The organism is Thiomonas sp. UBA7699 (assembly GCF_002482605.1).
Classification (GTDB): domain Bacteria; phylum Pseudomonadota; class Gammaproteobacteria; order Burkholderiales; family Burkholderiaceae_C; genus Thiomonas; species Thiomonas arsenitoxydans.
On the sequence record NZ_DLGH01000023.1, the window covers coordinates 30,283 to 54,956 of the forward strand.

The 24,674-nt window shown below is 66.9% G+C and carries 27 protein-coding genes and 1 pseudogene; 13 read left to right on the plus strand and 15 right to left on the minus strand.

Annotation, left to right across the window (positions count from 1 at the left end; translation table 11 throughout):
• Nucleotides 1-30: 30 nt before the first annotated feature.
• The gene (locus B3H47_RS10400; protein WP_286986942.1) at nt 31-1,857 is read right to left on the minus strand and encodes a diguanylate cyclase; all 1,827 of its coding nucleotides are present in this window, start codon (nt 1,855-1,857) and stop codon (nt 31-33) included.
• A 158-nt stretch (nt 1,858-2,015) separates the two neighbouring features.
• Here B3H47_RS10400 and B3H47_RS10405 point away from each other — a divergent pair, with 158 nt between their 5' ends.
• A complete protein-coding gene (locus B3H47_RS10405) occupies nt 2,016-2,654 on the plus strand; it encodes an MBL fold metallo-hydrolase (RefSeq protein WP_286986943.1) in 639 nt (212 codons plus the stop codon).
• 42 nt (nt 2,655-2,696) lie between these two features.
• Here the strand turns inward: B3H47_RS10405 and B3H47_RS10410 are convergent, their stop codons facing one another.
• From B3H47_RS10410 to pyrE, 12 genes are all read right to left on the minus strand, one after another.
• On the minus strand, nt 2,697-3,224 hold the full coding sequence (locus tag B3H47_RS10410) for a cytochrome b/b6 domain-containing protein (RefSeq protein ID WP_286986944.1): 528 nt from the start codon (nt 3,222-3,224) through the stop codon (nt 2,697-2,699).
• Nucleotides 3,221-3,508, minus strand: coding sequence for a PepSY domain-containing protein (locus B3H47_RS10415; RefSeq protein ID WP_013104200.1), 288 nt, complete (start codon nt 3,506-3,508; stop codon nt 3,221-3,223). Before B3H47_RS10415 ends, B3H47_RS10410 begins: the two co-directional genes overlap by 4 nt.
• A 140-nt stretch (nt 3,509-3,648) precedes the next feature.
• Nucleotides 3,649-4,566, minus strand: a complete 918-nt coding sequence (locus B3H47_RS10420; RefSeq protein WP_286986945.1) for an OmpP1/FadL family transporter — start codon at nt 4,564-4,566, stop codon at nt 3,649-3,651.
• Nucleotides 4,496-4,897, minus strand: coding sequence for a hypothetical protein (locus B3H47_RS10425; protein ID WP_286986946.1), 402 nt, complete (start codon nt 4,895-4,897; stop codon nt 4,496-4,498). Before B3H47_RS10425 ends, B3H47_RS10420 begins: the two co-directional genes overlap by 71 nt.
• 159 nt (nt 4,898-5,056) lie before the next feature.
• Nucleotides 5,057-5,389: a BON domain-containing protein gene (locus B3H47_RS10430; RefSeq protein ID WP_286986947.1), complete on the minus strand. Its 333-nt coding sequence runs from the start codon at nt 5,387-5,389 to the stop codon at nt 5,057-5,059.
• An 11-nt stretch (nt 5,390-5,400) separates the two neighbouring features.
• On the minus strand, nt 5,401-5,877 hold the full coding sequence (locus B3H47_RS10435) for a DUF6691 family protein (RefSeq protein ID WP_286986948.1): 477 nt from the start codon (nt 5,875-5,877) through the stop codon (nt 5,401-5,403).
• A 24-nt stretch (nt 5,878-5,901) separates the two neighbouring features.
• The gene (locus tag B3H47_RS10440; protein ID WP_324344813.1) at nt 5,902-6,378 is read right to left on the minus strand and encodes a YeeE/YedE family protein; all 477 of its coding nucleotides are present in this window, start codon (nt 6,376-6,378) and stop codon (nt 5,902-5,904) included.
• Between the two features lie 7 nt (nt 6,379-6,385).
• Nucleotides 6,386-6,625: a hypothetical protein gene (locus B3H47_RS10445; RefSeq protein ID WP_286986950.1), complete on the minus strand. Its 240-nt coding sequence runs from the start codon at nt 6,623-6,625 to the stop codon at nt 6,386-6,388.
• 239 nt (nt 6,626-6,864) lie between these two features.
• Nucleotides 6,865-8,235 (minus strand): sigma 54-interacting transcriptional regulator, encoded by a 1,371-nt coding sequence (locus tag B3H47_RS10450; RefSeq protein ID WP_286986951.1) that lies wholly within the window; start codon nt 8,233-8,235, stop codon nt 6,865-6,867.
• 9 nt (nt 8,236-8,244) lie between these two features.
• Entirely contained in the window at nt 8,245-8,748 is a 504-nt protein-coding gene (locus tag B3H47_RS10455; protein WP_286986952.1) for a hypothetical protein, read from the minus strand.
• A complete protein-coding gene (locus B3H47_RS10460; protein ID WP_286986953.1) occupies nt 8,745-10,208 on the minus strand; it encodes a sensor histidine kinase in 1,464 nt (487 codons plus the stop codon). Before B3H47_RS10460 ends, B3H47_RS10455 begins: the two co-directional genes overlap by 4 nt.
• 32 nt (nt 10,209-10,240) lie before the next feature.
• Nucleotides 10,241-10,939, minus strand: coding sequence for an orotate phosphoribosyltransferase (gene pyrE / locus B3H47_RS10465; protein WP_286986954.1), 699 nt, complete (start codon nt 10,937-10,939; stop codon nt 10,241-10,243).
• Nucleotides 10,940-11,043: 104 nt separating this feature from the next.
• Between pyrE and B3H47_RS10470 the strand changes: the two genes are divergently transcribed.
• From B3H47_RS10470 to ubiM, 4 genes are all read left to right on the plus strand, one after another.
• The gene (locus B3H47_RS10470) at nt 11,044-11,967 is read left to right on the plus strand and encodes a 23S rRNA (adenine(2030)-N(6))-methyltransferase RlmJ (protein WP_286986955.1); all 924 of its coding nucleotides are present in this window, start codon (nt 11,044-11,046) and stop codon (nt 11,965-11,967) included.
• 203 nt (nt 11,968-12,170) lie between these two features.
• The gene (locus tag B3H47_RS10475) at nt 12,171-12,503 is read left to right on the plus strand and encodes a YegP family protein (RefSeq protein ID WP_013104211.1); all 333 of its coding nucleotides are present in this window, start codon (nt 12,171-12,173) and stop codon (nt 12,501-12,503) included.
• Nucleotides 12,504-12,596: 93 nt separating this feature from the next.
• Entirely contained in the window at nt 12,597-14,003 is a 1,407-nt protein-coding gene (locus tag B3H47_RS10480; RefSeq protein WP_286986956.1) for a dihydrolipoyl dehydrogenase, read from the plus strand.
• A 44-nt stretch (nt 14,004-14,047) separates the two neighbouring features.
• Nucleotides 14,048-15,277 (plus strand): 5-demethoxyubiquinol-8 5-hydroxylase UbiM, encoded by a 1,230-nt coding sequence (gene ubiM / locus B3H47_RS10485; protein WP_286986957.1) that lies wholly within the window; start codon nt 14,048-14,050, stop codon nt 15,275-15,277.
• A gap of 6 nt (nt 15,278-15,283) precedes the next feature.
• On the opposite strand, the gene cydC is transcribed toward ubiM, so the two are convergent.
• Nucleotides 15,284-17,071 (minus strand): thiol reductant ABC exporter subunit CydC, encoded by a 1,788-nt coding sequence (cydC, locus tag B3H47_RS10490; protein ID WP_286986958.1) that lies wholly within the window; start codon nt 17,069-17,071, stop codon nt 15,284-15,286.
• Nucleotides 17,071-18,828 carry a thiol reductant ABC exporter subunit CydD gene (cydD, locus tag B3H47_RS10495; RefSeq protein ID WP_286986959.1) on the minus strand — a complete coding sequence of 586 codons (1,758 nt, stop codon included), beginning with the start codon at nt 18,826-18,828 and terminating at the stop codon, nt 17,071-17,073. Before cydD ends, cydC begins: the two co-directional genes overlap by 1 nt.
• Nucleotides 18,829-19,005: 177 nt before the next feature.
• On the opposite strand from cydD, the gene B3H47_RS10500 reads away from it, so the two are divergent.
• From B3H47_RS10500 to kdpB, 8 genes and pseudogenes are all read left to right on the plus strand, one after another.
• Nucleotides 19,006-19,455, plus strand: coding sequence for an OsmC family protein (locus tag B3H47_RS10500; RefSeq protein ID WP_286986960.1), 450 nt, complete (start codon nt 19,006-19,008; stop codon nt 19,453-19,455).
• Between the two features lie 48 nt (nt 19,456-19,503).
• Entirely contained in the window at nt 19,504-20,154 is a 651-nt protein-coding gene (locus B3H47_RS10505; RefSeq protein WP_286986961.1) for a class I SAM-dependent methyltransferase, read from the plus strand.
• Nucleotides 20,155-20,166: 12 nt separating this feature from the next.
• Nucleotides 20,167-20,475 carry a hypothetical protein gene (locus tag B3H47_RS10510; protein WP_286986962.1) on the plus strand — a complete coding sequence of 103 codons (309 nt, stop codon included), beginning with the start codon at nt 20,167-20,169 and terminating at the stop codon, nt 20,473-20,475.
• A 159-nt stretch (nt 20,476-20,634) separates the two neighbouring features.
• Nucleotides 20,635-20,847, plus strand: coding sequence for a hypothetical protein (locus B3H47_RS10515; protein WP_286986963.1), 213 nt, complete (start codon nt 20,635-20,637; stop codon nt 20,845-20,847).
• Nucleotides 20,848-20,963: 116 nt separating this feature from the next.
• Entirely contained in the window at nt 20,964-21,089 is a 126-nt protein-coding gene (locus B3H47_RS10520) for a hypothetical protein (protein ID WP_286986964.1), read from the plus strand.
• A gap of 1 nt (nt 21,090) precedes the next feature.
• Nucleotides 21,091-21,180 carry a K(+)-transporting ATPase subunit F gene (gene kdpF, locus B3H47_RS10525; protein WP_276729370.1) on the plus strand — a complete coding sequence of 30 codons (90 nt, stop codon included), beginning with the start codon at nt 21,091-21,093 and terminating at the stop codon, nt 21,178-21,180.
• Entirely contained in the window at nt 21,180-22,973 is a 1,794-nt protein-coding gene (gene kdpA / locus B3H47_RS10530) for a potassium-transporting ATPase subunit KdpA (RefSeq protein ID WP_286986965.1), read from the plus strand. The genes kdpF and kdpA overlap by 1 nt, the downstream gene beginning before the upstream one ends.
• Nucleotides 22,974-23,024: 51 nt before the next feature.
• A pseudogene (kdpB, locus tag B3H47_RS10535) lies at nt 23,025-24,674 on the plus strand (potassium-transporting ATPase subunit KdpB); the annotation flags it as partial.

The window sequence follows — 24,674 nt, forward strand, 5'->3', positions numbered from 1 at the left end:
GTCGGCTCTCAAGGAAACGCAGGAGTCGCTTCAAGACCGTGCCGGGCGGGTGAACTGGAACAGCGAAGTCTGCACGTCGGCCTCCATGTCGGGCTCCCACACGACATAGGTATCGCGCCCGAGGGCCTTGGCGCGATACATCGCCACATCGGCCAGGCGCAGCAACTCCTCCAGCGTTTGCGCATGAGACGGGTACAGCGCCACGCCGATGCTGCCCGAGGCGCGGAACTCCCGCCCGGACAGGGCGTAGGGTGCGCGCAGCCGCTCCAGCGCATGCCGGGCCAGGTCTTCGGCCAGGCGCGGCGAGGGCAGATTGGGCAGTACGACGGCGAACTCATCGCCGCCCAGGCGGGCGCAGACCGCGTCCGGCCCGAAGGCTTCGCGCAGCCGCGCCGAGGTGGCCTGGATCAGCGCGTCTCCCGCAGCGTGGCCGAACTGATCGTTGATGCGCTTGAGGCCGTCGAGATCGAGCCACAGCACGGCGGCAAATGCCTGGCTGTCCTGCGTGCGGTCGAGTTGACGCTGACCGCTGTCGAACAGGCCGTTGCGGTTGAGCAGGCCGGTGAGCGGATCTTTGAGCAGCAGATCCTGCAAGCGCGTGGCGCGTTCGCGCAATTGCGCCACGCGCACCGACAGGCCATAGGTCAGCACCAGAGCGAGAAACACCAAAATCCACTGCAGCGCGTCGGAAGTGAGAAAAGTCTCTGGAAGCCAGCCCAGAGTGCGTCCGATGTTGGCAAAGCCGACGATCAGCAGGGGAAACAGACTGAGCAGCAGGATGATGGCCGGCATGAACCGCTGCTGCCAGCGCACCGCCGCGGCCCACGCAATCAGCACCAGCGAGGCCGCCGCGATCAGCTGGGCGGGAACCAGCAGCCATTCGCTATTGGGCAGCAACACCGCCACCGCGAGGGTGATGGCCAGCCATTGCACGATCTGCAGCGCCAGATCGGTACGCGGCGCGTGGCGCGGCAACAGCAGATAGGCGCGGATGAAATACAGCCCTCCGGCGCACATCAACGGCAATCCGCCCACCAGGCCGATGCTGTTCCAGACGAGGGTGTCTGGCCAGAGTTGGTGCTGCCCTACGCCCGAAATGGCGAGCATGTAGAACAAAGTGGCCGATTGCCACAGGATGTAGGCGAAATAGGCTCGGTCATGCGTACTCAGAAACAGGAAGGCGTTGTAGATCAGCAGCGCCGCCACCATGCCGTAGAACAGGCCCTGCAGCAGCGCGTCGTCCACCGCGTATTGGCGGAACGCCCCCGCGTTCCACAGGTGAAATTCGGGTGTGAGCGCGCCGTACTGCGCCACGCGAAGCAGCAGCGTGCTGGGTCCTTCGGGCGGCTGGAAGGCGTAAGCGGTGTAACGCGAATGCAAGGCGTCGAGCTGGCCGATGCCTGCGGGGTGCTCACCGCTGGCCTGCGCCAGATCGGCCGACAGCAGATAAGCCTGCGCCTCACGCCAGACCGGGCGACCTAATTGCAGCACCAGCTGCTCGGGCGACTGCGCGCTGCGAAACAGATGCACCCGCAACCAGAGGGCGTCTTCGCTGATGCCCAGATTGCCGCCGTTGACCGCCTGGAACCGCGCATCGGGCAAGGCGGCCACGGCGCTGGGCTCCAGGCGCTTGCCGTTTTCGCGGTAAACCTGCAGCGAATTTTGCAGATTCTGGCGCCGCAGATCCTGCGGCACCAGAACCACCAGCGGGGTCGCATTAGCGCCGGAGGGGGCAGTCGCCCAGGCGGGCGCTGACATGGGCGCCGACATCATCAGCACCAGCAACATGATGGCCTGCAGCAGCATCTGCGCACGCGGCCTCTCGCGTCGATGGGGGTGCAATGACAGGCGAGGCATGACGGGACATGGGCGAACGGGCCGGGCGGTCGAAAAAGGGAAAACCAGTGTAGGGAGCGGCACAAGTCGCTTCAATCCCTCTCAGCAGGGGGAGGCAGAAGATTCCGCTATAGACTGGATCGCCTGCCCTTTCTGTGTCAAATCATCCGCTTCAAGCCATGCTCCGCTACCGCATTCTCCCGGTCACCGCCTTTGCCCAGAACACCTGTCTCGTGTGGGATGACGCCACGCAGGAGGCGGTTTTCACCGACCCCGGCGGCGAGGTGGATCGTTTGCTGCATGCGGTGGTCGAGGCCGGCGTGACGCTGCGCGCGGTCTGGCTGACCCACGCGCACATCGACCACGCGGGCGCCGCGGCGGAAGTGGCGCAGCGCGCGGGTGTGCCCATCATCGGCCCGCATCCGGGCGATCAGTTCTGGATCGACGCCCTGCCGCAGCAGGCGCAAAGGTTCGGCTTTCCGCCCGCCAAGACGTTCACGCCAGACCGCTGGCTGGCCGATGGCGACACCCTGCAGCTCGGTTCGCTGCCCTTCACCGTGCGGCATTGCCCTGGCCACACGCCGGGTCATGTGGTGTTCCACCAGCCCGAGGCGCGGCGTTGCTGGGTGGGCGATGTGTTGTTCGCCGGGTCGATCGGCCGCACCGATTTTCCCGGCGGCAATCATCAGCAGCTGCTCGACAGCATCACCGGCAAGCTCTGGCCCATGGGCGATGACACGGTGTTCATTCCCGGACATGGGCCAGAGTCGACCTTCGGCGAAGAACGCCGCAGCAACCCTTACGTGCGCGGCACCTGAAAAGCGCCGCAAGCGCCAAGGCGTGCGGCGGGTGCGCAGCCCTCAATGCGGCAGCCTGCGCCCGTCGAGCATCGACCGCGGCAAAAACCCCCGGGCGCGCAAACTGCCCACGGCCACCCCGAGCAGGTGAAAGCCGACGAGCCACCCCATGAGATTGACCAGCACGGCGTGCAGCGCCTGCAGCGTCTGGTCGCCCCAGTAGCGGTCGGTGGTCAGCGCCCAGCCGCTGGCGGCGATCGCCAGCAGCATGGCGAACATGGCGAGGACGTTCCAGGCGGCGATCGGGTTGTAGCCCGCGGCCAGTTCCGCCCGTCCGCGCGCCAACTGCGCGGCATGACGCAGCACCTTGCGCGGGGGGTGAAGCAGTGCGCGCCAGCGCCAGTCCGCGGGGGCGCGCCAGGCATAGGCCAGACGCCAGACGACCAGCGCCGCGGCGGCGTAGCCCAGCCATTCGTGCGCCGCGCGCCAGTCGGCTTCCAGCGCCCACGCGCCGATGAAAGCCGCCGCCAACGCCCAGTGGAATAACCGGATGGCCAGCGGCACCCGCTCAGCGTCGGCTGTGGCGCTCATCGCGTTTCCTGTTTGACGATTTTGCCGCTCACCGGGTCGAAGTAAATCTCCACTTTTTTACCGGCTTGGTTCTTGCCATAGATCTCGTAGCACTGCCCCGAGGTGATCTTGAATTTGTTGATCTCGTAGCCCTGCGCCTTCAACTCCATTTGGAACTTGCCCGCATCGATCCACGCCGATTGCGGCTGGTTGGTGCACTGCGGCCCGGCGAAGGCGGTGGACAAGCTCAGCGCGCCAAAGGCGGCCACGGCGGCACGGGAGAGGAAAAGGGCGGGATGCGACATGGAGGCTCCAAAAAAGAGGGAAGCGGGGCGAAACGCGAGACGACGAAAATAATGTAATAAATAATAACGATTCGCATTTGTTTGCGGGACAATTCCCTGCGCTCCTTCAGGTCAATGCCGCAGCCCGGCCGTAGGGGCGCTCAAAACTTCCAGCCGACCGACACGCCCAGCGTGTTCTGGTTCATTCGCACGGTTTCCGTCGAGCCCGCCGTGGCGAAGCCGGGCGGCAGCGGGCCGGTCACGCTGTTGTCGAGCGCATGGACGTAATCCACCGAGACTTCCATGTCCTTGCTCACCGCATAGGTGGCGCCGAGGGTGAGGTGGTCTTGGGTGACCGCGGGGGCGATGGTGTTGAGAAAGACCTGTGAACTCTGCACCGGGTTGTCGGCGTGGTTCCAGCCGAAGCGCAGGGTCAGGTCGGGGCTGTACTGGTAGGCCGCGCCGAGCTTGATCACCGTGATGTTCTTCCAGCCGAAAGCCGGGCCGTTGTCCTGGCCGAGCAGGCATTGCTGCTGATAGAAGCAGTCGGCGGTATTGCCGATGGCCTTGACCTTGGCGTAGTTGATGCGCACCACGTCGCCGGCCAGGGTCCACTGCGGCGCGGGCGTCCAGGCAAAGCCCAGGCCGTAGGTTTCAGGAATGTCGAAATGCGCGCCTCCGGCGAACAGTCCGGTGTATTTGCTGAAACTGCTCATGCGGGTTTCGGGTTGCCAGGTGGCGCCCAAAGTGAGGCCGGGGGCGACCGTACCCGTCCAGCCCAGCCGCACACCCAAGCCGGTGGAGCTGTCGTGGCCGTTGTCGGTGAGCTTGTCCGGGGCAACGGAATAGAGCTTGAAGTTGCTCAGGCCGTTGGCGCGAAAGGTCTGCTTGACCAGATTCAGGGCGATGCCCACGGCGTTGTCGTCGTCGAGCTTCATGGCGAAGGACGGCGAGATGAAAAGTTGCTGCAGATCGACCCCGGTGCCCGCTTGCAGGGGCGGAAAAATTTCAGAGTAGCCACTGTTCATGCCGCCGTTGCCGTACATGCTGATGCCGACGGCCATGCGGGGATCGAGCATCCAGTTCATCCCGATGAAACAGAGACTGGTCATTGCCCGAATAGGTGCCGGTGATCGGCGTGCCAGCGGCCGGGCCCATGGCCGACCCCAGACTGCCAGCGGTGCTCACGCTGCGGTCGGGCTTGAACAGGCTCAGTCCGCCGTCCACGCGGTTGCCGATCAGCGCCATGCCGGCCGGGTTGGTGGCTGCGGCCAGCGCATCCTGCGGCAGGGCGATGCCCACGCCTCCCATGCCGTTGGATTTGATGCTGTAACCCGGCTGAAAGTAACCGTCGGTGGCCTGGGCGGCCGGTGCGGCGAGGCTGGCAAATACGAACGCAAGTTTTTTCATGGCTCTGGGGGCTGGAAGGGGGAGAAAATCGCCGCAGCCGAAAAGCTGCGGCGAAAACACTCCCGACCCGTCGCGCAGACGGGTGGGCGTGCGAGGAGCGCGACAAGTCGCTGGGGACGGCGCGCAGGCGCCGAATTCGGGGATGGGCGTGAACGGGTGTTAATGCGGCGAGGACGGAGCCCTGCCGGGGGCGATCTGCCAATCGCTGCACACCGCCTGCACCCCTGCCGTGGTGAACACCAGCCATTCCGCATGGGTGCGCAGCTTGGGGTCGCGCAGGGTGCCGCACAGCCGCACCAAGCCTGCCTGAACCTCGATCTGAATGCCGAGGTGGCGCAGAGAAGTCTGGCTCAGACGCTCCAGCACCTGCGCGCGCAGGCGCTGGTCGGCGTCGTCAGGGGCGGCGGCCAGCGTCGGGCGGGGCGTGTTGGAGCGCGGCCGCTCGGTTCCGGCAGGGCGTAGCGTGTAGCGCATCGGTGAAGTTGTGGACATGAGAGCCTCCTTCAGGGTTTGGCCGTCAGCGGGGCGGCCTTTCGGTTTGTTTGGAGCGGTGCGGTTTGCGATGACTTGGCCGCGGCGCGCTGCCACAGTTCGAAGCCCGCCATGCCGGCCATCATGCTGGCGAAAAACAGCCATTGCGGCGCGTGCAGCGAAGCCAGTGAGGCCAGCGACGGGCCGGGGCACAGCCCGGTCATGCCCCAGCCGATACCGAACACCGCGCTGCCCAGCAGCAGCCGCGAAGTGATGCTGCGGGTATCGGGAAAGGCGATGGGCTCGCCCAGCAGCGCCTTGCTGCGACGCTGCGCGAGCTGCATGGGCGCGAAGGCCACGACGACGGCGGTGACGAGAACCAGCAACAGACTGGGGTCCCAGGCGCCGGCGATATTGAGAAAACCCAGCACCTTGTCGGGGTTGGTCATGCCGGAAAGCAGCACGCCCAGGCCGAACAGCAGGCCGGAGAAAAACGCGAGCTTGTTCATGAGGATCTCCTTGAGAACTCAGGGTCAGTACAGCAGGGCATGAACCGATACCGCGGTGGCGATGCCGGTGGAGAGGAAAGTGGCCACCGCAGCCAGCGAGCGGCGCGACAGCCGCGCCAACCCGCAGACACCGTGGCCGCTGGCGCAGCCCGAACTCAGCCGCGCGCCCACCCCCACCAGCAGACCGCCGACGAGCAGCAGCCCCCAGGGCGCCTCGAATTGCGCGCCGGGCAGGGGCATCGACAGCGCCCACAGTACCGAAGCCGCGAGCACGCCGACGAGAAAACTCAGCCGCCACGAGGCTGGGCGACGCGCGGCCAGAGCGTCGCTGAGCGAGCCGCCCAGAATGCCGCTGATGCCCGCGATCTTGCCGCCGCCCAAGGCGAGCGCGCCCGCTGCGGCGCCGATCAACGCGCCGCCTGCAAGGGCGGAATAAGGGGTGAATACAGACCAGTCGATAGTGAACATGGCGGTTCTCCTGTCAGGGTGAGTTGGGGGCAGGGGCGAGTCAGCGCCGCGGCCCGGACGAGCGGATCGGGCGCGGGGATGCGCCCAAGGCGCTGGCGTCAAACTCCCGTTGCAGAAGGTCAAGGTCGTGCGCCTGCTGACGCTGCAGCCGGGCCAGCGGATCGGGCTGGTAAAGCGCCCGCAGTTGCGCGGCGAGGGCGTACAGCTGGCGCTGCATGGCGTGGAACCGGGCGAGGGCGAGTTCGGCGTGCGGGGCTGCGGGGGAAGGGTGGGTGTGCATGAGGATTCTCCGGTTGGGGGCAGATCGACCCAATACGATCTGCGCGGAGTCCTAGTGCAAACCCTGTGCCACCGGGGTGCTTTCAGAGGGATTGAGGGAAAAAATCACACAAATTAGCGACAAACGGCCGATTTGCCCAAGAAAAGCGTCGGGCAGCGGCGACGGATTGCCCGGTGTTTTGGCAACACCTTGATTTATCGAATGATTTTTGTCGCGGTGGAGCGACAGTGCGACAAGCCCTAGTCTTGCGGCGGCGCTTCTTCGGCAGCGGCTTTGAACTGCGCCGGGTCGAGATGGTGCTTGCCGAGCAGGCGATAGAACTCGGTGCGGTTGCGTTGCGCCAGCCGCGCGGCCTGGGCGACATTGCCGTTGCTCATCTTGAGCAACTGGGCCAGATAGTCGCGCTCGAACTGTTCGCGGGCTTCGGCGAAAGGCAGCAGGGTGGTGGGTTTGAGCCGCAGCGCCCGCGTCACCGAGGTGGCCGGTATGCGGCTGGTGGTACTCAGCGCGCAGCACTGCTCGACCACGTTCATGAGCTGGCGCACGTTGCCGGGCCAGTCTTGTTGTTGCAGCAGATCGAGCGCGTCGGGCGTGAAGCCGGTGATGCGCCGGTGCAGCCGGGGGGTGAGGATCTTCAGCGCATGCTGCGCCAGCATGGCGATGTCTTCGCGCCGTTCGCGCAGCGGCGGCAGGTGCAGGGTGACGACATTGAGGCGGTAATACAGGTCGTCGCGAAACTGGCCGAGCGCGATGGCGGCGTCGAGATCGCGGTGGGTGGCGGAGACGATGCGCACGTCCACATCGACCGCCTGCGCCGCGCCCAGCGGGCGCACTTGGCGCTCTTGCAGCACGCGCAGCAGCTTGACTTGCAGCGGCAGCGGCATATCGCCGATCTCGTCGAGAAACAGCGTGCCGCCGCTGGCCTGCTGAAACAGCCCGGTCTGCGCCTGACTGGCGCCGGTGAACGAACCCTTGGCATGGCCGAACAGCTCTGATTCGAGCAGGGTTTCGGGAATGGCGGCGCAATTGATGGCGACGAACGGCCCGGCCTGCCGGGGGCTGGCGCGGTGAATGGCGCGGGCCAGCATTTCCTTGCCGGTGCCCGACTCGCCGCGAATGAGTACGCTGGCCTCGCTGCGCGCCACCAGTCCGGCTTCGGACAGCAGTGCGAGCATGCGCGGACTGGCGGTGAGAATGTCGGCGCGCCAGGCTTCGTCCTTGGGCGAGGGCGCGGCGGCTTGCTTGGGCTGCAGCGCGATCGCACGCTCCAGCAGGGCAAGCAGCTCGCGCGCTTCGAACGGCTTGGTCAGAAAGCCGAACACGCCGCGCTGCGTCGCGTCCACCGCGTCGGGAATGGTGCCGTGCGCGGTGAGAATGATGACCGGCAGCGACGGGTCTTGCGCGCGGATGTGCTCGAACAGCGACAGCCCGTCCATACCGTCCATGCGCAGATCGGTGATGACCGCGCTGGGGCGGCTGGCCGCCAGGCTGCCCAGCGCCTCGGCGCCGCTGGCGGCGGTGACGGGCGCATAACCGGCCGAGCGCAGACGAATGGCCAGCAGCTGGCGCAGGTCGGGGTCGTCATCCACCAGAAGAACGGTTGCGGGCATGGGGTGGGATCAGCGGCTGCGGTTCTGAAGCTGGGTCTCTAGCGATTTGATCTGGTCGATCTGCTTTTGCAGGGCCTGGACGTTTTTCTGCGCCTGCTGCAGGGCGAGTTGCTGCGCGGCATCGCGCTGCAGCAGGGTGATGAAGTTGCGCATCGGCACATCGTCAGCGCGGGCTCGCACACCTTCAAGCAAATTCTGTGCAAGTTCGGCGTCGCCCGCCTCGCCGCGCGTAAGCATCAGCATGGCGAGCTGCAGTTGTTCTGCAACCCCGCGCCGCTTGCCCAGCGCCAGCAGCCGCGTCGTCTGGCTCTGCAGCGCCGGGCCTGCGGTCTGCGGGGTGTCGCGCAGCAGGCGGTCGAGGGTGGTTTCGTCGAGGCGATCGGTCGGGGCCGAGCCGGAGGTTGTTGGTGCGGCCATTTGAGCCAACCGTGGCAGTTCGGCGCAGGACGTCAGCGCGAGCGGCAGCGCGAGGGAAAGAATGAAGCGTTGGCGTAGAAAACGTGGCAAGGTCATACCGGATTTTGAGCTTGGTCTGGAAGAAACACGCGAAACACCGCGCCAGGGCCGGGGTGGGGCGCGAGCTCCAAGGTGCCGCCGTGCATTTGGGCGTACTGCCGCGCCAGGGCCAGACCGAGCCCGGTGCCGCGCAAGGCGCTGGCCGGCTGGTTGCGGCCCTGGAAGAACGGTTGGAACAACTGCTTGCGGTCTTCCGGCGCCACGCCCGGGCCCTGATCGCTGACGCAGATTTCAACGCCGCCTTCGATCCGATTGGCGTCGAATCCGATTCGGCCGCCCTGCGGGCTGAAGCGGATGGCGTTGACCAGCAGGTTCTCGAACAGGCTTTCCAGCTTGGCGCGATCGCCCTGCACTTGTAGCGCAGCACAGCCGCACTCCACATGCACGCCCTTCGCCCGCAGCGTGAGATGATTGCGGCGGATCAAACTGGCGAGCAATAGCCGCAGCTTCACCGGGCCGATCTGCAGCGGTTCGGGGTGATGCAGCGCGCTGTCGTAATGGATCAGGCTGTCGATGCGGTGGTGCAGGTCGCGCACATTGCCGCGCATGATGCGGGTGATCGACTGCTGCTCGGCGTTGAGCGGGCCGGGCACGCCTTCGGCCAGCAAGTCCACGCCCTCTTTCATCGAGGCCAGCGGGGTCTTGAGCTCGTGCGATACATGCCGCAGCAACTGGATTTTCTGCGCCTCCAGGTCGGCCAGCCTGCGGCGCAGCCAGTCGAGTTGCACGCCCAGATCGACCAGATCGCGCGGCCCGGCCACGCTGGGCGCCTGATCGAGCTGCCCTTCGCCCAGACGGCGGATGGAGCGTTTGATCTGTCGCAAGGGCTGGCTGAGCAGCCAGGAGAACAGCAGCGCCAGACAGACCGACAGGCTCACGCTGGCCAGCGCCAGCCAGCCCAGCACCGACCACACGCGGTTGGAGACCTGCAGCAGCCGCGCTTCCAGCGCATCGACCAGGCCGTTGCTGTGGTTGATCAGCCTGTCGGCCGACAGGCGCATGGCGTCGAATTGCGGGTTGAGCGCGTTGAACACCCGAGCGCCATCCTTCACCTTGCCCGAGGCCATGACCCCGGCGAACAGCGCCGCTTCCTGCGTGTTCAGGCTGTAGAGGGTGTGCTGCTGGTTGGGCGGCAGCGGCATGGCCTGGAGTTGCGCGGCATCGTGCACGAAAGCCTCATGCGCCTGCTTCACCCCGCTGCACAGCGCGGCGTCCTGCAGCACCAGACACTGGCCGCTGGCCCGCTGCAGGTTGTCGATGTCCTGGGCGATCTGGCGCGAGGTGCGCGTGAGCTGCACCGCCACGGCCACCGAGCTGCGCGCCTGCGTGGCCACCTGATCGAACAGATACGCCGTGACCGACAGCCCGATGAGCAGCGGCAGCCCCACCAGCGCAAAGCTCCACAGCAGCAGCGCGGAAAAAGAGATGCCCAGCGGCGCGCGCAGCTTGAGGGTCATGGCGGATTCGTTCGCGACTCTTGCGCGCTGCGTCAGACCCCGTAAGTGTCGCGGTACTGCTGCACCGCGGGCCGCCAGCGCGCCAGCTCTTGGTGGCCGCTGTCGGCCAGGTAGGCGAGCAGGCTGTCGAGATTGGCGATGGAAATGACCGGCAGCCCGTACTCGCGGCTGACGTGCTGTACGGCCGAGACGTCGAGGGTGCGGCCCTCAATCGCGGCCTTCTCCTGGCGGTCGAGCGCGATGAGCACGGCGGCGGGTTCGGCCCCGGCTGCGCGGATCAGCCGCACCGATTCGCCCGTGGCCGTTCCCGCGGAAATCACGTCATCGACGATGACCACCCGGCCGCGGATGGGCGCGCCCACGGTGCTGCCGCCCTCGCCGTGATCCTTGGCTTCCTTGCGGTTGTAGGCGAAGCCCACATTGCGGCCCAGCCGCGCCAGTTCCACCGCGACCACCGCGCCGAGCGGAATGCCCTTGTACGCCGGGCCGAACAGCATGTCGAACGCCACGCCGCTCTCCAGCAGCGCGCGCGCATAAAACTGCGCCAGCCGCGCCAGCATGGCGCCGTCGTTGAACAAACCGGCGTTGAAAAAATAGGGCGACTGCCGCCCCGCCTTGGTGGTGAAGTCGCCAAAGGCGATCACGCCGCTGTCGACGGCGAAACGGATGAAGTCGAGCGCGTTGGGGCGCGCACTTGGCGCGGAAGCGGTTGCAGGAGAAGGGGAGGACATGATGGCGGTGCAGGGTGGGGCGGCGCAGCAAGACGCGCCGCAGATTCAAAGCGGCATTGTGCCGCAGGATTTCTCCCCGGCCCGTCAGCGGCTACAGTGCACACATGCTCGCCTACCGACACGCCTTTCACGCCGGCAACCACGCCGACGTGCTCAAACATCTGGTGCTGGTGCAGGTGCTCCGGCACATGAACCGCAAAGAAAAACCCTATTGGGTGATCGACACCCACGCGGGCGCCGGGGGTTACCCGCTGCACGAAGCCTCCGCGCAAAAAAATGCCGAGTATGCCGACGGCATCGAGCGCCTCTGGAGCCGCAAGGACGCGCCGGAGGCGGTGCAAGACTACCTCGCGCAGATTCGCGCCTTCAACACGGGTGGCCCGATCTCAGGAAAACGCCGGGCCGCCCCAAGTTTTCCTGACCCCCTCGGGGGGCGGGTCGGCGAGCCGACCCAGGGGGCACTCATCTACTACCCCGGCTCGCCCGGCATTGCCCACCAGCTCATGCGGCCGCAAGACAAGCTGCGGCTGTTCGAGCTGCATCCCACCGATCACCGCGTGCTCGACGCCACCTTCGGCGCGCAGCCGGGGGTGCAGGTGCGCTGTGCCGACGGTTTTGTCGCCCTCAAAAGCCTGCTGCCGCCGCAAGACCGCCGCGCCGTCGTGCTGCTCGATCCGTCTTACGAACTCAAGACCGATTACGCCGCGCTGCGCAACACGGTCAGCGACGCGCTGCAGCGCTTTGCCGTCGGCACCTATGCGGTGTGGTACCCGGTGCTGCAGCGGCGCGAGTCGCACCTGCTGCCGCAACAGCTGCGCCGCATCGCAGGCCAGGCCGATTGGCTCGATGTGCGCATGCAGGTGCGCGAACCCGACGCCAGCGGCTTCGGCCTGCTGGGCAGCGGCATGTTCCTCATCAACCCGCCGTGGACGCTGCACGCCACCTTGCGCGAGGTGCTGCCCTGGTTGACCGGGGTGCTCGGGCAGTTCAATGGGGCGCATTTCGCGCTGGAGCAGCAGGCCAGCTGATCCACCCCCAATACGCGGTCGATCTGTCAACTATTGTCAAAAGTTGGGTCGCAAGTCTTGCATTTGTCACAGAACGCGTCGACCATTCGGGGCGTGTGGGGACGCGTCGTCCCTGCCCTTGTTCCCATTCGTCCATCGGCGCGCGAGTTGCCCGACAAGCGCCTGCGTCGCCTGGCATCGACTTACCCATCCAGGAGTTCTCTATGGCAGTCCGCTTTGAATTGCACAAAAACGAAAAAGGCCAGTTCCACTTTTCGCTCAAAGCGGCCGATGGCGGCACGCTGCTGAGCAGCGAGCACTACGAGAGCAAGGCCTCTGCAGAGAATGGCATGGCCTCGGTGAAAAAGAACAGCGTGCTGCCCGAGCGCTTTGAAAAACAGGTCGCCAGCGACGGCCGTGCCTACTTCACGCTGAAGGCGGCCAACCATCAGGTGGTGGGCACCAGCCCGATGTTCGGCACCGCCGACAAGCGCGATGCCATGCTCGCCATGGTGCACGCCGAGGCCGAGCACGCCGCGGTGCACGATCACACCTGAAGTGTTTTGCACCGCGCGGCTTGACCCTGCCCAAAACGGGCGTCAAGCCGCGCCGATAGACTGGCGCGCAGTCCTCTTCACCGGAGTTCCTCCGTGCGTCACGTTCATATCGCCATCCTTGGCGCCGGCACAGCCGGGCTCACCGCGCTGTCGCAGGTGCGCAAGCACACCGACGACTTTGTCATCATCAACCACGGCCCCTACGGCACCACCTGCGCCCGCGTGGGCTGCATGCCGTCCAAGGCGCTGATCCAGGCGGCCGACGACTTTCATCGCGGTAGCCAGCTGGCCAGCCTAGGCATCCGCGGCGGCGAGGGGCTCAAGGTCGATCTGCCCGCCGTGCTGCAGCGGGTGCGCGACTACCGCGATGCGCGCGTGGCCGGGGTGCTGGGCGCGACTCACAGCCTGCAGCCTGCGCAGAACATCGCCGGGCGGGCACGGCTCGACGGGCCGGGTCGCGTCATCGTCACCCACGCCGCCGACGGGCGCGAAGAGATCATCACTGCCGACCGCATTCTCATCGCCACCGGCACCCGTCCGTTGGTGCCGCAGGCGTGGCAGGCGTTTGGCAACCGCATTCTCACCACCGACGACCTGTTCGAGCGCCCCGATCTGCCGCGCCGCATCGCCGTGGTCGGGCTGGGGGTGATCGGCCTCGAACTGGGGCAGGCGCTGGCACGGCTGGGCCTGGACGTGCACGGCTTCGAGCTGCGCGAAAGCCTCGGGCCGTTGACCGATCCGGTCATCCAGGCCGAGGCGCAACACCGCATCGGCGCCGAATTTCCTCTGCATCTGGGCCGCGCCATCGATCTGCGCGAAGGGGCTGCGGGCACGCTGATCGTGGATAACGGCGAAAGCCCGGTCGAGGTCGATGCCGTGCTCGCCGCCATGGGGCGGCGCACCAACACCGACGGCCTTGGGCTTCAAACGCTGGGCGTGCCGCTCGACGCCCGCGGCCTGCCCGACTTCGATCGCAACACCCTGCAGATCGGCGACCTGCCGGTGTATTTCACCGGCGACGTCAACGGCGAGCTGCAAGTGCTGCACGAGGCGTCCGACGAAGGCTTCATCGCCGCCTTCAATGCCCTGCATGGCCCGACGCGCTTTCGCCGTCGCGTGCCGCTGGCCATCGCCTTCACCGATCCGCAGATTGCCGTGGTCGGCCAGACCTGGCAGTCGTTGCAGGGGCGGTCGTTTGCTACCGGCGGGTTCAACTTCGCCCAGCAGGCGCGCGCCATGGCCATGCTGCGCGCGGCCGGACAATTGCATGTGTACGCCGAGCCCGGCAGCGGCAAACTGCTGGGGGCGGAGATGTGCGTGCCCGGCGCCGAGCATCTGGGGCATCTGCTGGCCCTGGCCCTGCAGCGCGACATGACCGTGGCCGAACTGCTCACTCTGCCCTTCTATCACCCGGTGCTCGAAGAGGGTTTGCGCGCGGCGTTGCGGGTGCTGGCGCGCGCGGTGTATGGTGAAGCGCCGCTGGAAATGGCGCGGCTGTAAACACTGGACAAACTTTCTTTATGACCGCTTCACAGGACTTTGACATGACGTTCGATCTCGCCATCATCGGCGCCGGCCCAGCCGGTCTGTCTATGGTGCGGGCGCTGGCTGGCAGCGGCCTGCGCATCGCCCTCGTCGAGCAGCAAAGCGCGGCCGCGCTGGCCGACCCCCCTTTCGACGGCCGCGAAATTGCGCTCAGCCTGCGCACCCTGCGCACCCTGCGCGAGTCCGGGGTGTTCGACCACATCGCGCCCGATCAGGTGTTTCCGCTCGAACACGCCGTGGTGCTCAACGGCAACGATCCGCATCCCATGCGCGTATCGCCGCTGCGCGGCAAAACCCAGCTCGGCGCTCTCGTGCCCAATCAGCAAATCCGCCGCGCGGTCTGGGCTGCGGTGCAGGGCCAAAGCGAATACACCCTGTTCGACCAGACCCGTCTGGGCGCGGTGCGCACCGATGCGCAGGGCGTTGAGCTCGACCTCGAACCGGCGCAGACATCGGTGCCCGCTGCCCCGGCCCAGACTATCCGGGCGAAGCTGCTGATCGCCGCCGACAGCCGGTTTTCCGAAACCCGGCGCAAGATGGGCATCGGGGCCGACTCGCACGACTTCGGCAAGACCATGCTGGTGTGCCGCATGCAGCATGAGCAGCCGCATCACCACACCGCGTGGGAATGGTTCGGCATCGGCCAGACCTTGGCCTTGCTGCCCTTGTCCGAGCACCTCTCGTCCGTGGTGCTCACCCTGCCGCAGCATGAGATGCAGGCCCTGCTGGAGCTGCCCGACGCCGACTTCGAGCGCGACATCACCCGGCGCTATCAGGGTCGTCTGGGCGAAATGAAACGCGCGGGCAGCCGCCACACCTATCCGCTGGTCGGGGTTTATGCCCAGCGCTTTGTCGCGCCGCGTTTCGCCCTGATCGGCGACGCCGCCGTGGGCATGCACCCTGTCACCGCGCACGGCTTCAACTTCGGTCTGCACGGCGTCGATCTGCTGTCGCGCGAAATTCTGGCCGCCGCGCGCGCGGGTACCGACATCGCCGCGCCCGAGCGTCTGCAGCGCTTCGAGGCGGCGCATCGCCGCGCGACGCGCCCGCTGTATCTGGCCACGCAAGCCATTGCCACGCTCTACACCGACGACCGCGGCCCGGCCCGTCTGGTGCGCCGACTGGTGCTCGATGCCTCCAGCCGCATCGGCCCGCTGCGCCTGGCCATCGCCACCGCGCTGAGCGAAGACGGATTGAGCCTGCGCGGGCTGTTGCCGCGCATGACCTAAGCCGATTTACAGCGCGTCGTGCAGCGCGCGGAAGGCGCCGCCCTGCCGCGCCAGCAACTCGGCGGGCGCGCCGGCCTCCACCACCCGGCCGGCTTCCATCACCAGCACCTGGTCGACCGCAGCGGGCAGCGCGGCGATGCGGTGGCTGATCAGCAGCACGGTGCGGCCCTGCATCAGTTGCACCAGGTCGCGCAGCAGATCGCGCTCGGTCAGCGCGTCCAGGCCCTCGGTGGGTTCGTCGAGAATGAGCAGCGGCGCGTTGCGCAGCAGCGCGCGGGCAATGGCCACGCGCCGCGCCTGCCCGCCCGAAAGCCGCATGCCGGCCTCGCCCACCCAGGTTTCATACCCCTCGGGCAGCGCGGCGATGAAGTCGTGCAACTGCGCCGCCTTGCACGCTGCGATCACTTCGTCCTCCGTGGCCTCGGGCTTGGCCAGCATGAGGTTGTCGCGGATGGTGGTGTTGAACAGATAGGTGTCTTGCGACACCACGGCGATGTGCGCGCGCAGCGCCTCGCCCGGCCAGGCGCGCAAGTCGTGGCCGCCGATGCGCACGCTGCCCTCCTGATAGTCCCAGAACCGCAGCAGCGCCTGCACCAGCGTGCTCTTGCCCGCGCCGCTGGGGCCGACCAGGGCGACGCGCTCGCCCGCGCGCAGATGCAAGCTCAGGCCGTCGAGCGCCCAGACCGCCTCGCCGCGCGCGCCGGGGTAGCGCAGCCGCAGGCCGTCGATCTCGACATCGGCACGCTCCCACTGCGGCACGGGCATGTCGGCGGGCTCCTCCACCTGCGGCCGGGCGTCGAGAATGCCGAACACCCGCCGCGCCGCGGCCAAGGTCTCGCCCAGCATTTGCAGCGCCAGCGGCAGCGGCAAAACCGCCTCGAAACTGGAGAGCACGAACAGCGCCAGCATCGGCAGTTCAGCCGGGGTGATGGACGCATCGGTCACCAGCGGAATGGCCAGCAACAGCGCACACCACATCGCCAGATTGGCCGACAGCCCCAACAGCCCTTGTGACAGGCCGGTGGCGCGGCTGAGCTGGCGCTGCTGGCCGATCATGGCCTCGGTCAGCGCGTCGATGCGCTGCGCCTGCCGCGCCGCCCCGCCATACACGCGCAGCTCGCCCAGCCCTTGCAAGCCATCGACGGCGGCGCTGCGCAATTCGGCGCGCAGCGCAACCAGCCGCCGCCCCGGGCCATGCCCCAGACGGAAGGTGAGCAGGGGAACGGCCACCCCGGCCAGCAGCAGGAACAGCAGGGTGGACGCAGCCACTCGCCCGCTGTAGAGCGCCATCATGCCCAGAATGAGCGCGCCGCCCAGCAGCGCCACGCCCACGGGCACGAGCACGCGCAGGTAGAGGTGGTTGAGCGCGTCGATGTCGCTGATGAGGCGGCTGCTCAGGTCGGCGCTGCGCAGCTCTTGCAGCCGCGCCGGGGCCAGCGGCTCCAGCCGCCGGTAGAACCACACCCGCAGTTCCTGCAGCAGCCGGAAAGTGGCTTCATGCGTGATCAGGCGTTCGATATAGCGCCCGGCAGTGCGGGTGATGGCCATGCCGCGGATGAAGGCGGCCGGGGTGAAGTAATCCATCGCTGCGCCCACCAGGCCGACCAGTGCCATTTGCGCGATGAACCAGCCCGAGGCCGTCATCAGCGCCACATTGGCGAGCAGGGTGAGCAGCGCGGCGAGCGCGCCCCACAGCATCCAGTTGCGGTAGGGCAGAAAAAGTCCGACGAGCCGCTTCAAATCGGCGCGGGCTTGGGTTAGATCGAAATCGGGCGGCAGCGGGTTCCAGCGCATCAGGCTTGCTCCTGAACAGCGGGCTCGTGGGCGCGCACCAGCCGGGCAAAGGCGCCGTCGGCCCTCAGCAGATCGGCGGGCGCGCCCTGCTCGATCACGCGCCCGGCTTCGAGCACCACCACATGGTCGGCCTGCAGCACCGTGCTCAGGCGGTGCGCGGCAAGAATGACGCAGCGCGCTTTCGCCAGGGCCAGAATGGCCGCGCTGACCTGCGCCTGCGTCTGCGCGTCGAGCTGCGCCGTGGCTTCGTCGAGCAGCACCAGCTTTGCTGGCTTGAGCAGCGCCCGCGCCAGCGCCAGACGCTGCACCTGTCCGCCCGACAAGCCCAGACCGCGCTCGCCCAGCGGAGTGTCGTAGCCCTGCGGCAGCGCGGCGATGAAGTCATGCGCCTGCGCCGCGCGGGCGGCGCGCTCCACCGCCTCCTGCGGCGGGTCGGACTGGCCCAGCGCGATGTTGTCGCGCACCGTGCCCTCGAACACATGCGGACGCTGCGGCACCCAGGCCACATGCCGCAGCCAGTCGGTGGCGTCGAGCGCGGTCAGCGGCGTTTCATTCACCAGGATGCACCCGGCCTCGGGTTGCACCAGCGCCATCAGCGCGTGCAGCGCGGTGCTCTTGCCCGCGCCGCTGGCGCCCACCAGCGCGGTGAGGCCGCGTGGTAGGGCGGTAAAGCTCACCGCGTCGAGCGCGGGCGGCAGATCGGCGGCGTGGCGCACGGTCACCGCTTCGAAGCGAATCCGCACCTCTTGCCCCGCGTCCAATTTCTGCGTGCCGCCGGTGGCTTGGGCGTGCGGCGGAATCGGGGTGTCGAGCAGCTTGAGCAGGTTTTGCGCCGCGCCGATCGCCTCCATGCGGGCGTGGTAGAAGGTGCCCATATTGCGCAGCGGCAGATAAAACTCGGGCGCCAAAAGCAGCACGAAAAAGCCGTTAAAAAACTGCATTTCACCGTAAAATAGGCGAAAGCCGATAAAAACCGCCACCATCGCAATGCTGATGGTGGACATGAACTCCAGCGCCACAGAAGACAGAAACGCCACCCGCAACACCTTCATGGTGCCGATGCGGTATTCCTCGGTGAGCGCGGCCACTACCTCGGCCTCATGGCGGCTCACGCCAAACAGTTTGAGCGTGGTCAGCCCCTGCAGCGAATCGAGAAACCGCGCGCTCATGCGCGAGAGCAACTGCCATTGCTGCTGGTTGAGGGTTTCCGTGCCCTTGCCGATCAAAATCATGAAAATCGGAATCAGCGGCGCGGTCAACAACAGCACCAGCCCCGACACCCAGTCCTGCGGCAGCACGAACACCAGAATCGACAGCGGCACCAGTGCCGTCAATGACATATTGGGCAGGTAGCGCGCGTAATAGGCTTCGAGCGCGTCGATGCCGGTCACGATGGTGTTGGCGATGTCGCCGCTCGACTGGCGCGTGAGCCAAAGCGGCCCCAGCGCCTGCAGATGCTCGTAAAGACGTCCGCGCAAATCGCGCCGCACCTGCGCCGCGGCCTCGAAGGCCACGTTTTCAGACGCCCGCATCAGTGCGAAACGCAGCGCGAAAATCGGCAGCATCGCCGCCAGATAACCCCACACCTCGGCGAGATGCTGATGGCGGGTGATGACCGCCGACACCACCCGCGCCAGCAGCCAGGCCTGCACGATGATCAGCCAGCCGGCAAACAGCCCCAGCCCCACGGCGCGATTGAGCTGCGGGCGGATATCTTTTTTGCGGGCCTTGAGCCAGAGTTCTTCGGAGGTTGCCAAGATAGTAGACGTGCAGCGGGAGCAGTCAGCCGCACGGCGGCGCGGCGAAACCAGCATGTTAGAGGGCGGTCCCGCAGCCCTTATCGATCTACAAGTATTAAAGTTGATCGCAAGCGGTCTTGTCTCGATAAACCTTTCCGTGCCGCGACCCTACCGAGCCCTCAACCTGGAGCTTTCATGGACGACAAACAGCCCCCCAGCGTCACCCTCAAGCAGATCGACGCCTACCAGTTCGACCTGCACTTTGCCGACGATCGCCCCACCATTCTGACCGACGAGCCGCCGCCCCTGGGCGAGGGCGCGGGGCCGTCGCCCTCGCACCTGCTGCTCGCTGCCGTGGGCAACTGCATGAGTTCTAGCATGTATTTCGCCCTGAGCAAATTCAAGCTCGACCCCAAGGGGCTGACCACCACCGCCACGGGCGAGATCGGGCGCAACGAAGCCGGTCGTCTGCGCGTGCTGTCCATCACGGTCGATATTCGCATGGGCGCTGCCGCGCAAGGCATGGATCGGCTCGACCGCGTGCTGATGCAGTTCGAGCAGTTTTGCACCGTGGGCGAAAGCGTGCGCCAAGGCATTCCCGTGACGGTTTCGGTATTCGACGGCACCGGGCAAAAACTCAAATAACTGCGCAAAATGGCGGCTTTGCTTTTGCCTATGTCAGCCCATACCGCCATGATTCCCCACACTCCGGCCACGCCGCCCGCCGGCAGTTTTGCTGATCCGCGCGAAACCTGGAACGCCCGCTTCGCCAAGCCCGGGCTGCATTACGGCGCCGAGCCCAACGCCTTTCTCGTGCGCGAATCCGCGCGTTTTGCGCCATCGAGCCGCATTCTCAGCGCGGCCGACGGCGAAGGCCGCAATTCCATCTGGCTGGCCGAGCAGGGCCACCACGTCACCGCGTTCGACCTCTCGCCCGTCGCCGTCGATAAAGCCCGCCGCTGGGCGCAGGAGCGCGGCGTATCGGTGGACTTTCACGTCGCCTCGGTAGATGAGTGGGACTGGGCGCCGGGTCGATTCGACGCCGCCGTCGCCATCTTCGTGCAGTTCGCCGACCCGGCCCTGCGCCAGCGCCTGTTCTCCGGCCTGTGGCGCACCCTCAAACCCGGCGGCCTGCTGTGCGTGCAGGGCTACGCGGTGAAACAGCTCGAATACGGCACCGGCGGCCCGGGCCGCGCCGACCATCTCTACACCCCCGAACTGCTGCGCGAGCTGTTGCCCGAGGCCGACTGGTTGCTGCTGCAAGAGCACGAAGCCACCCTGCACGAAGGCACGGGCCACGTCGGGCGTTCGGCGCTGGTCGATGCGGTAGCGCGCAAGCGCTGAGTGCGGTACTTGATGGAAACGCAGCACCCTGACCAGCTCTACCGCGGGCGCTTCGGCACTCTGCTGGTCGGCTCGCGCAGCAAGCTCAACGACCGCGTCAGCCTGTACGAAGAAACCCGGCGCACCACCGGCTATGGTCAGGCTGGCCTGCTCCATGCCTTCGGCGTCGACCTCGTGCTCACCGAGCGCTGGAGCACGGGGCTGAAAATGGAAACCGTGGAAACCGGCACCATCAGCGACCCGCTCAACGGCGACATCAAACGCCGTGTCGTCGCGCTCTCCATGGGCTACAACGCCACCGTCCTTGCCTCCAGTCTGTAATGCCGCCACGACCAGAGCAACCTCACCGGCGAGCGCACCTCCTGGCTTACCCGCAACAGCTTCGGCCAGCAGCTCACCGCCGCCTGTCGCCTGCTGGGCAAGCTCGACCTCGCGCGCAGCAGCGCCAGCCTCGTGGTGTTGCGCGGCGAGTGACACTTCGTGCGCAAATGGAGCGGCCTGGTCGGGTGGCGTCGCCTGAACGCCAAAGAGGCCGGCGATGCCCAGAGCGGAGCGTTGCTGGCCGTGTACCGGCGCATGAACGAGCACGTCAAAATGGGCGTCGGCGACAACTTCACCAACTTCTCAGACAACCTCACCGATCTGTCCTACAACAACCGGGGCGTGTTCCTCAACGTGCTGGCCACCTACTGACCCTGGCCACGGACTGAGATTGCAAGGCCCTCCGCCGCAGTGCGCGGGCGCTTGTGCTCTGGCCCGCATTTTTTACGCGCGGTTTACACGCATCTGCCTACGCTTTCGATCCATGAATGGCACGAGGCGGCGCAGTGGCGTCGAACTGCATGGATCTGTTCTGGATTGCTCTGACGCTGGCGCTGTTCGCCGCGGTCTTCGCCCTGGTGGCGTTCTGTGACCGTCTGCTGCAAAGGAGCTGAGGTGAGTCCATTCGTCTGGATCGGCGCGGTCGCCGCGCTGGCGCTCCTGATTTACCTGCTGGTGGCGCTGTTCCGCGCGGAGGACTTCTGATGACCCCCGAATTCTTCGCCTTGCTGGCGGTGCTGCTCTTGGTGGTTCTGGGCGCAGCCCGCCCCCTGGGACGTTACTTCGCCTGGATCATGGACGGCGGTCCCGCCTGGCGGCCGCTGGCCCGGCCGGAGGCCGGTCTGCTGCGGCTATGCGGCGTCGATGCCGCCGGGATGCGCTGGTCGCGCTATGCCGTGGCCTTGCTGGTGTTCAGCCTGCTGGGCACGCTGCTGGTGTATGCGCTGCAGCGGCTGCAGGGCGTGCTGCCGCTCAACCCGCAGCAGTTCGGCGCGGTCAGCCCCGACTCCAGTTTCAACACCGCCATCAGTTTTGTCACCAATACCAACTGGCAGGGCTATGCGGGCGAATCGACCCTGAGCAACCTCACGCAGATGATGGGGCTGGCGGTGCAGAACTTCGTCTCGGCGGCGTCGGGCATCGCCGTGGCCTTTGCCCTGATCCGGGGATTCGCGCGTCACCGTGCCACCGAGATCGGCAACTTCTGGGTGGATCTCTATCGCATCACGATCTATGCCTTGCTGCCCCTGTCGATGCTGCTGGCGATGGCCCTGGTCAGCCAGGGCGTCATCCAGACCTTCTCGGCCGATACGCCCGTCACCACGCTGCAGTCCACGACCTACGTGGCGCCCAAGCTGGACACCGCGGGCCAGCCGATGCGCGATGCCGCCGGGCAGTCGGTGCAGCAGACCGTGACCGTCACCCAGCAGATTCTGCCCATGGGGCCAGTGGCGTCGCAGGAGGCGATCAAGGAGCTGGGCACCAATGGCGGGGGGTTTTTCAGTGCCAACTCTGCCCACCCCTATGAGAATCCGAACGCGTTGAGCAATCTCCTGGAGATGATCGCGGTGCTGCTGATTCCCGCCGCGCTGGTCTACACCTTTGGCCTGGCCGTGGGCGACACCCGCCAGGGCTGGGCCCTGCTGGCGGCGATGACGCTGGTGTTCGCGGTCGCCGTCACCGGTCTGGCCGCAGCCGAACAGCAGGGCAACCCCACCATCGCCGCGCTCGGCGTCGATCAGGCGCACGGCGCGCTGCAGTCCGGCGGCAATATGGAAGGCAAAGAGACGCGCTTCGGCATCGCCGCCTCGGCGCTGTTCAACGCCGTGACCACCACCACCTCCTGCGGCGCGGTGAACGCCATGATCGACTCGTTCACGCCGCTGGGCGGGCTGGTGCCGATGGCGCTCATGCAGCTCGGCGAAGTGGTGTTTGGCGGTGTTGGCACGGGCTTGGCGGGCATGCTGGTCTTCGCGCTGGTGGCTGTATTCGTCGGCGGGCTGATGATCGGCCGCACGCCCGAATATGTCGGCAAGAAGGTCGAGGCCTTCGACATGAAGATGGTGTCCATCGCCGTGCTGCTCATGCCCGCGCTGGTGCTGCTCGGCACGGCACTGGCCGTCGTGGTGCCGGCCGGGCTGGCGGGTCTGGCCAACCCCGGGGCCCATGGCTTCTCCGAGATCTTCTACGCCTTCACCTCGGCCGCGAACAACAACGGCAGCGCCTTCGCCGGGCTGTCGGTGAACACGCCGTTCTACAACGGCTGGCTCGGTGCGGCGATGCTGTTCGGACGTTTCGCCGTGATGGTGCCCACCCTGGCGCTGGCGGGTTCGCTGGCGGCGAAAAAGCGCATTCCTGCAGGCGGCGGCACCCTGCCCACGCATGGCCCGCTGTTTGTCAGCCTGCTCATCGGCGTGCTGCTGCTGGTGGGCGCGCTGAACTTCTTCCCGGCCTGGGGCCTGGGCCCCATCGTCGAGCAGTTGCAGCTCTGGAAATGAACCGGATATGAAACAACCCCCTGACTTGCTACGGGCCTTTTCGCACCTGATATGACGCGCTCATCCCTTCCCTTATTCGACGCCGCGCTGCTGCGACCAGCCGTGGTGGATGCCTTTGCCAAGCTTGATCCCCGTGTGCAATGGCGCAACCCGGTGATGTTCGTGGTTTATGTGGGCAGCCTGTTCACCAGCGCGCTGTGGCTGCAGGCGCTGGCCGGGCACGGCGAGGCACCGGCCTGGTTCATCGGCGCGGTCACCCTGTGGCTGTGGTTCACGGTGTTGTTCGCCAACTTTGCCGAGGCCCTGGCCGAAGGCCGCGCCCGGGCGCAGGCGGCCTCGCTGCGCGGCATGAAAAAAACCGTGGTCGCCAAGAAGCTAGCCGAACCGCGCTCCGGCGCCCCGTGGACCCAGGTGCCCGGCGAGAGTCTGCGCCGTGGCGATGTTGTGCTCGTTGAAGCCGGTGATCTGCTGCCCTGCGATGGCGAGGTGATCGAAGGCGTGGCCGCGGTGGATGAGAGCGCCATCACCGGCGAGTCGGCCCCGGTGATCCGCGAGTCCGGCGGCGACTTCTCCGCCGTGACCGGAGGCACCAAGGTGCTGTCGGACTGGATCGTGGTGCGCTGCACGGCCGATCCCGGCGAGTCCTTCCTCGACCGCATGATCGGCCTGGTCGAAGGCGCCAAGCGGCGCAAGACGCCCAACGAGATCGCGCTGACCATTCTGCTGGTGGCGCTGACCCTGGTGTTCCTGCTGGTGACGGTGACGCTGTTGCCGTTTTCCATCTACGCGGTGAATGCCAATCACGCGGGTGTTCCGGTCACTCTCACGGTGCTGATCGCACTGCTGGTCTGCCTCATCCCGACCACCATCGGCGGCCTGCTGTCGGCCATCGGCGTGGCCGGCATGGGGCGCATGCTGCTGGCCAATGTGGTGGCCACCTCGGGCCGCGCCATCGAAGCGGCGGGCGATGTCGACGTGTTGCTGCTGGACAAGACCGGCACCATCACCCTCGGCAACCGTCAGGCCAGCGCGTTCCTGCCGGCGCCCGGCGTGAGCGTGGCCGAACTGGCCGACGCCGCGCGCCTGGCCTCGCTGGCCGACGAGACACCCGAAGGCCGCAGCATCGTGACCCTGGCGCGACAGGAGGGCTCGGCCCATGAGCCCGCCGCCGATCCGGCTGCCAGCTTCGTCGCCTTCTCGGCCCAGACCCGCATGAGCGGGGTGGACTTGCCTGGCCGCCTCATCCGCAAGGGCGCGGCCGACGCGCTCAAGCGCTGGATCCTCGAGACCGACAGCGCTTGGCCCGAGGCGGTCGTGCGGCATGTCGAAGCGGTGGCGCGGCGCGGCAGCACGCCGCTGGTCGTGGCCGAACGCGCGTCGCTCGAAGTCGGGTCGCCTGCCCGTGTGCTCGGCGTCGTGGAGCTCAAGGACATCGTCAAGAGCGGCATCAAGGAGCGCTTCGCCCAATTGCGCCGCATGGGCATCCGCACGGTGATGATCACCGGCGACAACCCGATGACCGCGGCTGCCATCGCTGCCGAAGCCGGCGTCGATGACTTCCTGGCGCAGGCNNGAGGCCGGGGTGGACGACTTCCTCGCCGAGGCCACGCCGGAGAACAAGCTCGCGCTCATCCGCCAGACCCAGGCCGAGGGCCGGCTCGTGGCCATGACGGGCGATGGCACCAACGACGCCCCGGCGCT